Source organism: Wolbachia endosymbiont (group A) of Rhinocyllus conicus, assembly GCF_947250775.1.
Lineage (GTDB): Bacteria > Pseudomonadota > Alphaproteobacteria > Rickettsiales > Anaplasmataceae > Wolbachia.
The window spans coordinates 774,254-789,382 of sequence record NZ_OX366349.1 but is presented as its reverse complement, the minus strand read 5'-3'; the positions used below and the strand labels follow the sequence as shown (position 1 = coordinate 789,382).

General features: G+C 35.9%; 11 protein-coding genes. 6 read left to right on the top strand and 5 right to left on the bottom strand.

Features of this window, described 5'->3' with window-relative positions:
* The first annotated feature begins 379 nt into the window (after positions 1-379).
* From OOK92_RS03985 to OOK92_RS03975, 3 genes are all read left to right on the top strand, one after another.
* Entirely contained in the window at positions 380-907 is a 528-nt protein-coding gene (locus tag OOK92_RS03985) for a hypothetical protein (protein ID WP_264736320.1), read from the top strand.
* A 96-nt stretch (positions 908-1,003) separates the two neighbouring features.
* Complete coding sequence (gene guaA, locus OOK92_RS03980; RefSeq protein WP_264736319.1) at positions 1,004-2,566, top strand: glutamine-hydrolyzing GMP synthase; 1,563 nt, start codon at positions 1,004-1,006, stop codon at positions 2,564-2,566.
* Positions 2,567-2,875: 309 nt separating this feature from the next.
* Positions 2,876-4,297 (top strand): ankyrin repeat domain-containing protein, encoded by a 1,422-nt coding sequence (locus OOK92_RS03975; protein ID WP_264736318.1) that lies wholly within the window; start codon positions 2,876-2,878, stop codon positions 4,295-4,297.
* 3 nt (positions 4,298-4,300) lie between these two features.
* On the opposite strand, the gene secA is transcribed toward OOK92_RS03975, so the two are convergent.
* On the bottom strand, positions 4,301-6,961 hold the full coding sequence (gene secA, locus OOK92_RS03970) for a preprotein translocase subunit SecA (protein WP_264736317.1): 2,661 nt from the start codon (positions 6,959-6,961) through the stop codon (positions 4,301-4,303).
* A gap of 249 nt (positions 6,962-7,210) precedes the next feature.
* Between secA and OOK92_RS03965 the strand changes: the two genes are divergently transcribed.
* A complete protein-coding gene (locus OOK92_RS03965) occupies positions 7,211-10,189 on the top strand; it encodes a tetratricopeptide repeat protein (RefSeq protein ID WP_264736316.1) in 2,979 nt (992 codons plus the stop codon).
* Positions 10,190-10,227: 38 nt separating this feature from the next.
* On the opposite strand, the gene odhB is transcribed toward OOK92_RS03965, so the two are convergent.
* A complete protein-coding gene (odhB, locus tag OOK92_RS03960) occupies positions 10,228-11,400 on the bottom strand; it encodes a 2-oxoglutarate dehydrogenase complex dihydrolipoyllysine-residue succinyltransferase (protein ID WP_264329147.1) in 1,173 nt (390 codons plus the stop codon).
* Positions 11,401-11,662: 262 nt separating this feature from the next.
* Between odhB and OOK92_RS03955 the strand changes: the two genes are divergently transcribed.
* Entirely contained in the window at positions 11,663-12,370 is a 708-nt protein-coding gene (locus OOK92_RS03955) for a pyridoxine 5'-phosphate synthase (RefSeq protein WP_264736314.1), read from the top strand.
* On the opposite strand, the gene OOK92_RS03950 is transcribed toward OOK92_RS03955, so the two are convergent.
* The 3 genes from OOK92_RS03950 to rplM all read right to left on the bottom strand — a co-directional run bounded on the left by OOK92_RS03950 (position 12,363) and on the right by rplM (position 13,744).
* On the bottom strand, positions 12,363-12,674 hold the full coding sequence (locus OOK92_RS03950; protein WP_264688310.1) for an HU family DNA-binding protein: 312 nt from the start codon (positions 12,672-12,674) through the stop codon (positions 12,363-12,365). The two genes, OOK92_RS03955 and OOK92_RS03950, sit on opposite strands and share 8 nt — an antisense overlap.
* A 145-nt stretch (positions 12,675-12,819) precedes the next feature.
* On the bottom strand, positions 12,820-13,275 hold the full coding sequence (gene rpsI, locus OOK92_RS03945) for a 30S ribosomal protein S9 (RefSeq protein WP_264732271.1): 456 nt from the start codon (positions 13,273-13,275) through the stop codon (positions 12,820-12,822).
* A 10-nt stretch (positions 13,276-13,285) separates the two neighbouring features.
* Positions 13,286-13,744 (bottom strand): 50S ribosomal protein L13, encoded by a 459-nt coding sequence (rplM, locus tag OOK92_RS03940; RefSeq protein WP_253309391.1) that lies wholly within the window; start codon positions 13,742-13,744, stop codon positions 13,286-13,288.
* Positions 13,745-13,876: 132 nt separating this feature from the next.
* Between rplM and OOK92_RS03935 the strand changes: the two genes are divergently transcribed.
* The gene (locus OOK92_RS03935) at positions 13,877-15,112 is read left to right on the top strand and encodes a TolC family protein (protein ID WP_264736313.1); all 1,236 of its coding nucleotides are present in this window, start codon (positions 13,877-13,879) and stop codon (positions 15,110-15,112) included.
* Positions 15,113-15,129 lie beyond the last annotated feature (17 nt).

Sequence of the window (15,129 nt, the reverse complement as noted above, 5' to 3'; positions counted from 1 at the left end):
TTCTATAATAGATCTACTTTCAAAGTATCCGTTCAGCAGAGTGGCAAAACAGGTATAGCTAACCCAAGAAGGTTTCCCTACGTCATACCGCCGCGGCGCTAACAAGTAGCGGAATAACGAATTTGTTGTTTTTCAAATTGTAGGTAAACCTAAGCCACTTTAGCTATAGTTTACTTGCCCCATGATTTTCTTTATTATCAGATATTGCTTTAAATAATATGGAGGGGTAAGTTGTCAGCAATTGCCATCATTGATTTTGGTTCACGTACGATATCGGTAGTTAACATTAGCTACCTGAGGGTCAGAGTCGCCTTTCTTAAAGATATTTTAAGTATACTAGATGTATTATTGATACGTGATAATAAAACTGGAGGGTTTTATGGAAACATCTGAATTAACTTTACTCGACTTACAGGATTTGCTTGAAAGTTTGAAAAGGCATGTGCGTAGTGAAGTAGAAAAATATGTAGATAAAAGGGTAGAAGAAGTCAAAGATGAGGCAGTAACATATATAATAAATAAAGTATTAAACAATATGGTGGGTAATGAGCCACTAAATGAGCTCAAAATAGATAAACCTAAAGAAATTGTGCAAGTTGATGATGATGGCTTAACGCAAAATCAAAAAGTTATTAAAGCTCTTTTTATAGGGGAAATACTTGTATGGAATCGTTCAAATAGTGGCCAAAAATACGAAATTAAAGTTAAGGGAGTGGAAGAGTTTGTAGATAACAAAACTGGAAAAGTGATTGAGGCTAAGTCTCTATCCAGAGTGTGTATAAAATTGGTTGGTGGTGGAAGTTATAGTGGTTGGGAAGAATTGGAAGTATGTCTTAACCCTAAAGAGGGGCTGCAACCTCTGAAGTACCACCGTAAAAAGTTCTTCTTAGATAAAAATAAATCATAGCAAACGCACATTAAAGCTTTTAAGAGGTCTTAGTTTACTTACTCCATTATTTCCTTTATTATCAGATATCACTTTTAAATAATATGGAGGAGCAAATTGTCAGCAATTGCCATTATTGATTTTGGTTCACAATTTACACAGCTTATCGCAAGACAAGTCAGGGAAATGGGTGTGTATTACGAAATATTTCCAAGCAACATCAGTTTTGAAACAATATCAAAATTCAATGGGTTTATTCTCTCTGGAGGACCACAATCTGTAAATGATGATTGTTCTGAAACAAGTAGAGTAGTACATGAAATTATAAAACTTAATAAGGCAACAAACGTTCCTATACTTGGAATATGCTATGGACAGCAACTCATTTGTCATTATTTTGGAGCAAAAGTAAAAGAGAGTTTCAAACAGGAGTTTGGCAGAACTAAAATCAAGATACTAAAAGAATCCCCCATTATAAAGGATACCTGGGATGTTAATTCTGAAGTGGATGTATTAATGAACCATGCGGACAGTGTTGATACTATACCACAGGGATTTACTGTTATCGCATCAGGTGTGATAAATCAAACAATTGCAATAATTGTCAACGAACAGCGGAAGATTTACTGTACTCAGTTCCATCCTGAAGTGAGGCCCACAACAAATGGCAGTAAATTGCTCTCTAACTTCTTGGATATTGCAAATTGCGAGAGAGACTGGACAATGAAATCGTTTATTGAAAAGCAGAAGGAAAAAATCAAAAATGTAGTAGGAGAGAAAAAAGTAATCGCTGCAGTAAGTGGTGGGGTTGATTCAAGTGTTGCAGCGGCTCTCACACATAAAGCTATAGGAAAACAATTGAACTGTATTTTTATCGATACTGGGTTGTTACGCAAGAACCAGACCATTGCTATGTTGAAAGAAATTCCGATAAACTACGTTGATAAATCAAATTTATTTTTGAGTAGGTTAAAGGGAATAACTGATCCAGAAAAAAAGCGAAAAATTATCGGTAACGCTTTCATTGAAGTGTTTGAAGAAGAAGCAAAAAAAATAGGTGATGTGGATTTTTTGATGCAAGGTACCATCTACTCTGATGTAGTTGAGTCAGGGCATGCCTCAGACAACACTAGTACAATTAAGTCTCACCATAATGTTGGTGGGTTGCCAGAAAAGATGAACCTGAAGCTAGTAGAGCCTTTACGCTACCTCTTTAAAGATGAGGTAAGGCTACTTGGAAAAGAAATTGGGCTTTCAGACGAGATAATATTTCAACATCCATTTCCTGGACCCGGACTTGCAGTGAGGATTATAAGTGAAGTCGATGAAGAAAAGGTGCGAATATTGCAAGAAGTAGATGAAATATATATTAATACGATGAAAAATTACGATCTATACGATAAGATATGGCAAGCTTTTGCTGTATTATTACCAATAAAAACTGTAGGCGTCATGGGAGATGGTCGTACATACGGATATGTTTGTGCTTTAAGGGCTGTAACATCGTCCGATGGTATGACGGCTGATGCATTTCCATTTGAAGATAAGGATCAGCATTCGCTAGTGTTTTGGGACTTTTTACAGAATGTTGGCAGTATAATTGTTAATAACGTTTCCGGAGTAAATAGAGTTGTCTATGACTTAACTTCTAAACCACCAGCAACCATTGAGTGGGAGTAAATCAAAAAGTCTAGTCATACCGCCGCGGTATCTCTAGATCCCGCTGCGGTATGACGTAGGATTGCTGTCATCCCACTTTGTTAGCGGTTGAGATACCGTGAATAAATCACGGTATGACGTTAAGTAACTCGTCATCCCGCTACGTGTTAGCGGGATCTAGAGATACTGCGGCGGAATGACGAATTTGTTGTTTTTCAAATTGTAGGTAAACCTAAAGCTATAGAAAAAAAGAAGAACCAGTTTCTTAGTTCTTCATTGACATAATCCACTTCATATGCCATAATAAAGTTTTATAGCTTGGAGGAAAAAATGCAGGAATTAGATAGAATACTATTAGCAGTCAGTTATAGCTCAGATCTAAATAAGGAAAATGTAGCTAATAAAATAAGAACTGAAATAGATACTAAGCTCAAAGAAGAAAATTTAGATGAGCAAGTTAAGGAAGGTTTAGAATGGTATCGTAAGCGATGGGAAGAAAATAATTTTGATTTAAAGAAATTTCCATATTATAATTTGCTACATTTTGCAGTTGAATATGATTGTGAAAAATTAACAGCTGTTCTGATAGAAAGTGGTTTTGATATCAGTGATGAAAAGAACTTACCTTTGCATTGGGCTGCTAGATGTGGAAGTTTAAGAGTAGCAGAGCTTTTACTAGAAAAAGGAATAAATGTTAACATACAGAATAGCTCAGGAGAAACACCTTTGCATTGGGCTATTAGATATGGGTCAAAAAATGAAGAGAAAGTAAAATTTCTGATACAAAAAGGAGCAAATGTTAATGTGGAAGACCGAAAAGGATTTACTCCTTTACATTGTGCTGCTTACTACGGAGCTGTAGAAATAGTAAAATCTCTGTTAGAGGGGCAAGCAATTACTGATGTACAAAATGAATATGGGGAAACTCCTTTGCATTATGCTGCTAAGTATGGATACATACAAGTAGCAGAGGCTCTATTAAAAGGAGGGGCAGATGTTGACGTGCAAGAGAAAAATGGAGAAACCCCTCTGCATTATGCTACTGAGAATGAACAGGTACAAGTAGTAGCAATCCTATTAAAAAAAGGAGCAAAGGTTGATCTACAAAATAAAGAGGGAAAAACTCCTTTGCATTATGCTGCTAAGTATGGATACATACAAGTAGCAGAGGCTCTATTAAAAGGAGGGGCAGGTGTTGATGTACGAGATAAAGAAGGAAGAACTCCTTTGCATTATGCTGCTGATAACGGGTATACACAAATAGCAGAGGCTCTATTAAAAGGAGGGGCAGGTGTTGATGTGCGAGATAAAGAAGGAAGAACTCCTTTGCATTATGCTGCTGAGCGTGGACGCACACAAATAGCAGAGGCTCTATTAAAAGGAGGGGCAAGTGTTGACGCACAGGATAAAGGTGGACAAACTCCTTTGTCCTATGAGGGTGGTTTTAATTCAAAAATAACAAAACTTCTACTGGACCATGGTGCAGACCCATCACGCATTCACAAACCTCGAGCTATCATAATAGGAACTGTTGTGGGTACATTAACTGCCATTGTTGCTCCATTAGCACTCATTTATGCTACTGCATTACCTGCACTAGCAATAATTGGAATTACTGTAGCATCTGCACTGATCGTTGGTGGAATTTCCTATGGGGTTGCGTATAAGTCATCAGAGCATTCATTAAACAGTAAGCTAAGTGAGGTTAGCTGCAGTAATGTTGATGGAAATAAACAAACTGTACAACCATAGTTACTAATTTACCACAGTAACTGCGCCGTGGCAGTGTTTGTACTTCTTCCCAGAATTACAAGGGCACTTGTCGTTTCTTGAGACTTTGGAAAGTCTGCTATTTCTAGCAGAATGTAACCTATTGCCTATCTCTTGGTTGTCTGCCAACTTAAAGTGTGCTAAGCGATGAATGGTGAGTTCCTTCCATTTTTCAAGCATTGACTCAAACATCAAGAAAGCTTCGCGTTTAAATTCATTCAGTGGATCTTTCTGCCCCATGGCACGTAAGCTTATGCTTTGTCTTAAGCTTTCTAAAGTTGAAAGGTGCTCCCTCCATAAATGATCGAGTGTCATGATCATTACTTGCTTCACGATCGTATTCCACAAATCTGTAGTGTGCTGACTGTTGAAATATTTTTCTTTCTCAGTAAAAAATTCTTGTATCTTATCATTTATATAATTCAAAGCTTCTTGTTTGTTTAAAAACTTTGCTAAATCTTCTTTATCAAGCGTTATTCCATACCTTGTATGGAATTCTTTGACTATATCTTCAATATAATCCTCATAATAGCCACTTTGGATTATACCTTCTACTATGCTCTCATTTACTTCGCTATATACTTCAAGTAAATCATTAATTTCGTTGCCTAAGATATTGTTTCTCTGCTTAAAAATAACTTTACGTTGGTTGTTGATTACGTCATCAAACTTAAGCAAAGACTTCCGCACATCATAGTTTCTAGCTTCAACTTTCTTCTGCGCCTTCTCAAGTGCCTTATTGATCCATGGATGATGAATAGCTTCGTTATTCTTTAACCCTACTTTTTGTAAAAAGCTTCTCATTCTATCAGAACCAAATATTCTCATTAGATCATCTTCAAGTGATAAAAAGAACTTAGAAAGTCCAGGATCCCCCTGACGACCAGAACGGCCGCGTAATTGATCATCTATTCTCCTGCTTTCATGTCTTTCGGTTCCAACCACGCATAAACCACCAGCTTTTATAGCAATTTCCTTATCTTTTTTTACTCTTTCGACTATTTCTTGGTATTTTTTTTCTCTTTCATCAGCATTTTTTATCTTCTTTAGCTCTACCTTTGCAATCATTTCAGCGTTTCCACCGAGTTGAATATCAGTTCCACGTCCTGCCATGTTAGTTGCTATAGTGATACTACCTGGCACTCCAGCTTGTGCTATTATGTACGCCTCTTGTTCATGATAACGAGCATTTAGTACTGAATGCTTAAGAGAATGGCTTTGCAAAAGCGCAGAAAGCTTCTCAGAGTTTTCGATGCTTACCGTGCCAACAAGGACCGGTTGAAGGCGTTTGTGGCATTCTTCTATAAACTTCAACACAGCATTAAATTTTTCTTTTCCTGTGCCATAAATTTCATCATCAATATCAACTCTTTTTACAGGTACATTGGTTGGAATTTTTACTACATTTAGTCTGTATATATCACGAAACTCTTCTGCCTCTGTTGCTGCTGTTCCAGTCATTCCGGAAAGTTTATTGTACATACGAAAGTAATTCTGAAATGTGACCGATGCTAAAGTTTGGTTTTCATGCTGAATTTCAAGATTCTCCTTCGCTTCAAGTGCCTGATGAAGACCATCGGAATATCTCCTGCCCTCCATCATACGCCCAGTAAATTCATCAATAATCACTACCTTGCCATCCTTTACTATATAATCTTTATCAGCAGTAAACAGCTTATGTGCACGTAATGCTTGGTCTATATAATGAGTCATTATCATGCTGTCAGTATCATAGAGCGAGGAATTTTCAGGAATGAGATTGTATGACCTGAGTAGTTCTTCCACTCGTGAAATACCATCTTCAGTAAGGAACACTGCCCTACCCTTTTCATCCACCTCATAATCAGAGTCAACTAATTTGGTTACTATTTTATTGATATGCTTATATATCTGATTGTTTTCCTCAATCTGGCCAGAAATAATAAGCGGAGTGCGAGCTTCATCAATGAGTATTGAGTCTACTTCATCAACTATTCCGTAGTGAAAGCCTCTCTGAACCATGTCTTCTTGAGAAAATTTCATATTGTCTCGCAGGTAATCAAAGGCAAGCTCGTTATTTGTGGAATACACGATATCTGCACTGTAAGCCTCTTTTCTCTCTTCGTCTGTCAAGTTATTCGTGATAAACGCAACAGAAACCCCAAGAGAATTATATAATTTGCTCATCCACTCTGTGTCTCGTTTTGCAAGATAATCGTTAACAGTTACGACGTGCACGCCTTTCCCTTCTAAAGAATTAAGGTATGCAGCTAAAGTTGCAACGAGTGTCTTTCCCTCTCCTGTTTTCATTTCTGATATCATACCATTGTGGAGCACCATTCCACCGATCAGCTGAACATCAAAGTGCCTCATGTTAAGAAACCTGCGAGAGGCTTCACGCACAACTGCAAATGCAGGTACGAGAAGATCATTTAACGTTTTTCCATTTTTCAATTCTCGTTTGAATTCTTCAGTTTTACCAGCAAGCTCCTCATCAGATAAGCTCTGCATTTCTGTTTCTAATGCATTTATTTGCTGAACAATTTTCCTAAAGGATTTTATTATCTTCTTGTTTGTTGACCCAAATATCTTTCTTATAAAAAAGAATGACAACGTAAAAATGAAAAATATAAGAATGGCTGTCAAAATTAGCGGAGAATCTAGCATAAACTTAAGTAAAGTCTTATTTAATATGAGATTATATTACTAAATGCAGCCTACAGCAATTACATATTAGATTCGGGGAGTCTTTGGAAAGTCTTTTTTAAATCAAGAATTAAGAGTTTGCCAGGCAATTCCTACCCTCGAAGGCCTTTCTATCAACACATAAAGACTCTATTGCATTATTTTAGGTGTTTGGTAATCTTTAATTCTAGATCAAACAAATTTATAGCAGCCTGTATGAGGTAACTAGTTATGCACGGTAATATCTACCAGCTAAAGGTATTGATGCTATTTTTGCATCGAGGAGTGCTCTATCAGCACTCTTTTCGCTTAGGTACAGAAATAGAAGAGGCCAGAAAGTTCGATGATTTAGTATTTGAATGTACCCAAGGTAGTAAGAAAGTATACCGTTTTTTGCAGGCTAAACACACACAAGATGAAGATAACAAGAAAATTGGAGTAGGGAACTTACTTACAAAAGATAAAAGTGGTGAGTTTGGATTAGCAAAGTATTTTGTTTCTTACCTAAAGATCAAAAATAATCAAGATTTTGCAGATGGTAACCTGAAAGATTTTATTATCTGTACTAATATCGATTTTGATCTGGATCAAAGCACAGCACGAAACACAGTGAAGAAGTTGAGGGTAAAAACTTTAGGACCAAACGAGGAAATAGAAATTTTAGTTGAAGTAATCGACACTAGTGATGTCTTTTTTAAAGATGGTGGCACTAGATATAAGTTCTCTTATATTCACAATAACATGATTTCAGTAGTGCAACCAGCATTTGAAAGTGCTGTAGAAGAAGCGATGGAAGAATTAGAAGAGGAGATAAAAAAACTCCAAAACAAGCCAGATCAGAACTCAAAAAGGAAATTGGAAAGAAATCAGACGTGGCAACGTGAATTTGGACGAATGATGAATGAAGGTAGGTTGGAAGACAATATAAAAGAATTTTTTGATAAGTTAGTATTTGCAGTAAATCAGCCCAATGAAATAAAACTAGCGGATATTATCAAAAGTGAGCTAGGCGAGCAATTTAATGATATTGATAGACAGAATGTTTACGCTCGCTTCCAAGAAAAAATGCTAGATTGGTTGAAAGAAAAAGGGAGACGTTTTCTTACACATGAAGACGGAAGAGAATTCTTTCGCAAGATGAAAGAAGAAATCTTAGGAGGCTTTCGATTTGAGGTGAGAAATCCAGTAGGATCGTTCACTGGAAGGACAGAAGAATTACGAGAACTACACAAATTAATACAAAAAAGTCAAGGTGTAGCCACAGTAATATCACAACTAGTTTCTATCTGTGGTTTGGGAGGAATAGGTAAAACTGAACTAGCCAGAAAATATATTGAAAAGCACAGTAAAAATTATGACAACAATATTATATGGATAAATGCTGCAACCTATGAAACTATAGTGCAGTCTTTTTTCAGATTAGCTAAAGGTCTTTTAGGCATTCCTACAGAAGATAGGGATATTGAATCTATTGTAAGAGATATATATGCTTTTTTTGCCAAGAGAAAAAGTCTCTTTGTTTTCGATAATGCAGAAAAATATAGAAGTGAAGGTCAAGATGCTGGTATTAGTCAATTTTTACCGTCCCACTTTTTATCATCTGATGATAATAAACCTAGTGTTTTGATTACCTCGCGTAATCAAAAGTGGGGAGATATAGAAGTATTAACATTGGGTATATTTAAAGAGTCCATAGACTTCATTAGAAAAGCATTGGATATAAAGGATGGATCACAAGAAAATGAAATAAAGAATTTAGCAGAGACATTACAGCATTTTCCTTTAGCCCTGCAGCAGGCAGTTGCATACATAAAAGAAAGGGATATAGCATTAAAGAATGTAGGCTTGAGGTTTGAAATCAGTGATTATTTAAAAAGGTATAAAGAGGAAGCAGAAAAATTGCTTGATTTCAAGTTTCCTGAAGACAGCAATGATAGTTACACCGAGACAACTTTTATAACCTGGAGAATTACTATTAATAAAATCAAAGACAACGCAGAGTATGGCCAGCAAGCCAAAGAAATTTTAGATATTATCGCCTATATTGCCTCTGACAATATTCCTGTAGAAATGTTTTTAGGATTAGAACGCAATAGAGAAAAGTTAGGTGATGCTATCCAACTACTTAAGCAATATTCAATGATCAACTCAGGAGAAGAGCAAAGTTCAGTCAACGTTCACAGGTTAGTGCAGCAAGTAACAAGAATAGAGTTAGAAAAGCAAGGCAAAGAAAAAGTTGTGAAAAAGACTTTTGAATTACTGAAAGAAAGCTTTCCTTATGGCAGTGACAAATTAGAAGATTATGCTAAGAAACGACAATTATTACCACATTTAGAAGCATTTCTATCACATATAGACAATTGGCTAGAAGAAAAACCTTCAGAATCTTTAGAAAAACAAGCAATAGAGAAGGATTATCTTGTGGATTTGTTAATATGGATGGATGATGGATACTCTGATTTAGGTAATCCTAGAAGACAAAAGGAATTGCTTGAACGGGCTTTACCTATCTTTAAGGAATATTACAGCCCTGATCATTTTCAAGTTGTTAGAACATTAGGAAACCTAGGTATCGTTTATGGTGCTTTAGGTGATCATAAGAAAGCAAAAGAGTTGTTTGAACGGGCTTTAGTAATTCAAGAAAAACATTACGGCCCTGATCATTTCGAATTTGCTAAAACATTTGTAAACCTAGGTATCACTTATGGTGCTTTAGGTAATCATAAAAGAAAAAAGGAGTTGCTTGAACAGGCTTTACCCATTTTTGAGAAACACTATGGCTTTGATCATTTTCAAGTTGCCATGGTACTAGCAAACCTAGGCAACGTTTATGGGAATTTAGGTAATCTTCGGAAAGCAAAAAAGTTGCTAGAACGGGCTTTAGCAATCCAAGAGAAATATTACGGCTCTGATCATTTTCAAGTTGCTAAAACACTGGCAAATCTTGGCAACGCTTATAGGGATTTAGGTAATTACGAGAAAAGAAAGGAATTGCTTTTACGGGCTTTACCTATTTTTGAGAAACATTATGGGCCTGGTCACCCGGAAGTTGCTAAACTGCTGGCAAACCTAAGTATCGTTCATGGAGATTTAGGTAATTATGAGAAAAAAAAGGAGTTACTTGAATGGGCTTTACCTATTTTCGAGAAACATTACGGTCCTGATCACCCGGAAGTTGCTAAACCATCGGCAGAACTAGGCAAAGTTTAGGCTTTTAGCAATACTAGACTAACAACAACTCATTTGAGCTACACTTCTAAAACTAATCTGTTTGGGTCTTCTATATAATTTTTTATTTTAACGAGGAAAGTTACTGCTCCTTTGCCATCCACTATTCTGTGGTCGTAAGAGAGGGCAATGTACATCATAGGCCTGATTTCAATTGAATTGCCTACAGCAACTGGCCTGTTTTGTATTGAGTGCATTCCAAGTATTCCAGATTGCGGAGGGTTTATTATCGGAGTAGAAAGGAGTGAACCGTATACTCCGCCGTTTGAGATAGTGAATGTTGCGCCTTCCATTTCTGATACTTGTAATTTACCCTCGCGAGCTTTTTTGCCAAGAGCAACTAAAGTCAACTCAATTTCTGCAAATGACATCTGATCAGCATTTCGAATAACTGGTACAACAAGACCTTTATCGGTGCCAACAGCAACACCTATGTCATAGTAATGTTTATATATGATCTCATCGCCTGAGATCTCAGCGTTAATTTCAGGGATCTCTTTCAGTGCTTGCACCGCTGCCTTTATAAAAAACGACATAAAACCAAGTTTTATTCCATATTTTTTTTCAAAAGTGTCCTTATATTTTGCTCTTAGATCCATGACATTTTTCATGTCAATTTCATTGAACGTGGTCAGTATTGCAGCAGTATTTTGCGATGCCTTCAAACGAGCAGCAATTACTTGTCTTATTTTGCTCATTTTTACTCGTTCCTCTCTTTGCTCTCCACTCACTACACTTTTTGGCAATTCGTATTGTTTTATTGCAGGCTGTTCTGCTTTGTTCATGTGGCCTATCACATCTGCCTTTGTTACTCTGCCTCCCATGCCAGTTCCTTTGACACTTTCTGCATTAATTGCATTTTCTTCCATAATTTTGCGAGCTGATGGAGCATCTTTTTTAGCAGAACTTTCGCTTTTATCTTCTTTTCTCGCTTCCTCTTTTACTTCCCCCACGGAAAACTTCGCTAACAATTGATCAGGACTTATTACATCATCTTCCTTTACGAGAAATTCAGTTATTTGCCCTGAAGCTTCTGCAGTTAATTCGAGTGCTGTTTTGTCAGTCTCAATTTCAAAGATCAAGTCATCTACTTTTACTGCTTCTCCAATATTTTTCTTTATTTTTACTATACCTTCCGTAACTGACTCACCACCAAGAGTTTTTGGCGCTCTGATTTCTATAATTTTGCTCATAAAACAACTTCCGTATAAAACTTTCTATAGATTTATACATGAAAAGAGACATGTAATAAACTAATAAATTCATTGAGGCTTTTATCATTTAGAAGTGACAAACGGATAACATACTCCCAAATGTCATTCCAGCGCGTGATGCTAGGCCACCTTGACACATTTCGCCAACCCCGTCTCTCGGCTATGGTATTGCTAATCAAACAATGACTATGCAAAAGACCTAATAACATGTATAATCCATAAATAATTTTTGAGGTAGATTGTGAAACTAGGTGTTAATATTGATCACGTTGCAACCCTCCGCAACGCACGCGGAACTTCCTACCCAGATCTATTGAAAGCAGCAGAAATAGCCATTGACGCTGGAGCAGACTTTATTACTGTACACTTACGAGAAGATAGAAGGCATATTAGAGATGAAGACGTATTTAACCTAAAAAAAAGCATTAGCACTGAGCTAAATCTTGAAATTGCAGCCACGGAAGAAATACTTAAAATAGCAAAAAAGGTAAAACCCTATTCGATTAGTATAGTACCAGAAAAAAGAGAAGAATTAACAACCGAAGGTGGCCTGGATATCATTAATATGCACAGCAAACTTTCTAGTATAATAGAGGAAATGCATAGCTCTAGCATAAAAGTCTCACTGTTTATCGATCCAAATATTAATCAACTAAAATATCTTGAGAAGCTAGAGATAAAACCTGACATAATAGAAATTCACACAGGGGATTACTGTGATAATCCATCAGAAAAAAAGTTACAGTTAATTACTAATGCTGCAGAGTACGTCAATAAATTAGGAATAGAATGCCACGCAGGACATGGCATAACTTATAAACACGCTAAGAAGATGACAAGAATACCTCACATCTCAGCTCTTAACATAGGCCACTATTTAATTAGCGAAGCTGTATTTTATGGCTTACACAGCGTAGTAAAAACAATGAAAATGATAATGTCTAACTAACTGCTGCTTTTTCCTTCTCATTTAAAATACTTAAAAGAGTTTGGCTTGCTTTAAATTTTACCCTTGTCTTTTCAGGAACAGTCATGATCTCACCATTTTGGGGGTTACGACATTGTTTCTCCTGACTTATAGCAGTAGAAAATGTTCCTATTCCATGCAAACGTATTTCACCTTTCCCATGCAGCTCATCCTTTATTATTTTAATAAACGCATCATGAATCTTGCTCAAATCAGATTTTGTTATATCTATATTCTGACCAGAACAATCTTCCTTTAATTGTTTTATTATATCTTCTTTACTCATAAATTACCTTAATATTGAAAAATCACACAAATAGCATATTATGTTGACACCGATAGTCAACTAAATTCATCACAAAAATAGAGGATATTATACACTTTTGCAAATATTTGTATAATACTTACAAAAAAACACCACTATGAAATAACTATCTCTTAGAAAATTGACACTTTTTCCGAGCTTTATGTTGACCATATTTCTTACGTTCAACAACACGCGAATCTCTAGTTAAGAACTCACCATTACGTAATATAGAATGCAAATCTTGGCTTACACTACTTAAAGCTCTGCTTATTCCATGAGCTAGAGCACCTGCTTGACCAGATAGCCCTCCACCTTTTACAGTTGCGAATACATCATATTTGTCTAACGTAGAAGTTGCTACAAATGGCATTTTCACTATTTGGCACACTGACTCTCTTTTAAAATAAGAAATTAGATCGCCTTTTTTGTTAACACTAAATTTTCCACTTCCCGGCTTTATCCATACTCTTGCTGCAGATTCTTTTCTTCGGCCTGTAGCATATAAACGACCAAGCGAATCAACTGCTGATTTAATTGTCTTTTCTGACCAATCATTATTATTTATTGTAGAACTCTTCATTTTTACTCCATTACTTTTTATTTTTACGATTCAAAGAGGCAAAATCTATCTTTTCAGGTTGCTGCCCTTGATGCTTATGCTCTGAACCAGAATAAACATACAAATTTTCAAAGCGTCTACGCGCCATAGGGCCATCATCAAGCATCCTTTTCACTGCCATTTTTATTACACGCTCAGGAAATTTGCCATTTAAAATATTATCTGGAGTAGTTTTCTTCAAACCACCAGAATAACCTGTATGCTTATAGTAAATTTTATCTTTAAGCTTCTTCCCGGTAAAATGCACCTTTTCTGCGTTGATAATAATTACATTATCGCCACAATCCATATGAGGTGTATACTCAGGTTTATGCTTTCCACGCAATAGTGTCGCTACAAATGCTGCAAGCCTTCCTACCACTAATCCTTCTGCATCTATGACAAACCATTTTTTGTCGATTTGTTTCTCTTTTAAGAAAAAAGTTTTCATTGTAATTTAACTAAACAATAGTAAGCTACTATATACTTAATTTCTCAATAGTGTCAACAATATTAGTTATTGATTATTAAAGTAATTTATGTTAGTAATTGAGCTGCGCAACCAATATGCACAGGAAGTAGAATGTTTCGATTGATTATTACACTTGCGATCATTTTTAGTACTATAAGTTGCTATGCAACCGATGTGGGAGAAGTTATAAGCAAAGCGATCAAAAATAGCTCAAAAATAAAGTCTCAATTTTACCAATATAAAAGCGCAGAAAAACAGCTTAAGTCTTCTGGGTTAGCTGGATTTTTACCTGACATTAGTTTGCAGTACAATTTTGATAGTAATTTTAATCTTTATAATCAACCTAATTTACCTGGAAAACGTCTGATATTAAGCCAAAGGATAATAGATGGCGGTGGCACCTTTGCCACATTCAGTCGATCAAGTCATCTTCTCAAAGCAGAAAAAATACGATTTCAGCAATTAAAACAAGAGGTTGCACTTAATGCTGTGAAAGCATATGTTGGTGTTTTACAAAAGACAGAAATATTAAAGCTCAGAGAACATAAAGAACGCGTTTCTTTGGAACATTTGTCAGCTATGAAAAAACGCTTTTCCCTTGGAGAAGTTACTAACGCTGAAGTTTTGCTAGCAAAAGCAAAATTTTCGTCTTCTATATCCGAAAGAGTTGATGCTGAAGGTAAATTAAAATTGGCAAATATTGCTTATTATCATTTGATTGGCGAAGATGCTGATGACCTTTCTGAAGCTAATGATAAACTACCTTCTGTCCCAGAGCTAAATGAATGTTTACAATTAGCAAAAACCAATAATTTATCTCTAAAAGCAGCAGTTTATCAAAAAAGAGCAGCCGGAATGGAAGTGATCGCTGAAAGCTCCAAGTGGCTTCCTTCTTTAAATCTAAGCGCAAGCAAAAATTTTGGGAAGGATGGTGTAAAATTAGACAAGCTATTAGAAAATGTTCATATAGTTTTTACTCTTGATGTTCCAATCTTTAAAAAAGGAGCGAATGCTTTTGGTGTCAGTAAAGCTAAAATGGATGCAAAAAAATCTACCTACGATTATTATGAAACGGTAAAAAATATAGAACAAGCAGTTGTAAATGCTTGGAATAATGTGCTAACAGCAAAAGCCATTATTAAAGCAAGTCAAGAAGCGGAAAAAGCAGCAGCTTTAGCATTGGAAGGAGTTGAGCAAGAGGTAAACTTAAGTTTAAAGAGTACATCTGACCTTTTGGACACTGAAGATGCATTATTTAAAGCACGTTCAGACTTAGTTGAAGCAAAAAGCAATTATGTAACTAGTGTTTATAATTTGCTTTTTATAATAAATAGTATAAATCTCTAAATTTAATGGTATTAGCA

What these genes read in the sequence shown, in the direction of transcription:
- OOK92_RS03985 (WP_264736320.1), top strand. Translation starts at nt 380, where the DNA reads ATGGAAACATCTGAATTAACTTTACTCGACTTACAGGATTTGCTTGAA.
- OOK92_RS03975 (WP_264736318.1), top strand. Translation starts at nt 2,876, where the DNA reads ATGCAGGAATTAGATAGAATACTATTAGCAGTCAGTTATAGCTCAGAT.
- secA (WP_264736317.1), bottom strand. Translation starts at nt 6,961, where the DNA reads ATGCTAGATTCTCCGCTAATTTTGACAGCCATTCTTATATTTTTCATT.
- OOK92_RS03965 (WP_264736316.1), top strand. Translation starts at nt 7,211, where the DNA reads ATGCACGGTAATATCTACCAGCTAAAGGTATTGATGCTATTTTTGCAT.
- odhB (WP_264329147.1), bottom strand. Translation starts at nt 11,400, where the DNA reads ATGAGCAAAATTATAGAAATCAGAGCGCCAAAAACTCTTGGTGGTGAG.
- OOK92_RS03950 (WP_264688310.1), bottom strand. Translation starts at nt 12,674, where the DNA reads ATGAGTAAAGAAGATATAATAAAACAATTAAAGGAAGATTGTTCTGGT.
- rpsI (WP_264732271.1), bottom strand. Translation starts at nt 13,275, where the DNA reads ATGAAGAGTTCTACAATAAATAATAATGATTGGTCAGAAAAGACAATT.
- rplM (WP_253309391.1), bottom strand. Translation starts at nt 13,744, where the DNA reads ATGAAAACTTTTTTCTTAAAAGAGAAACAAATCGACAAAAAATGGTTT.
- OOK92_RS03935 (WP_264736313.1), top strand. Translation starts at nt 13,877, where the DNA reads ATGTTTCGATTGATTATTACACTTGCGATCATTTTTAGTACTATAAGT.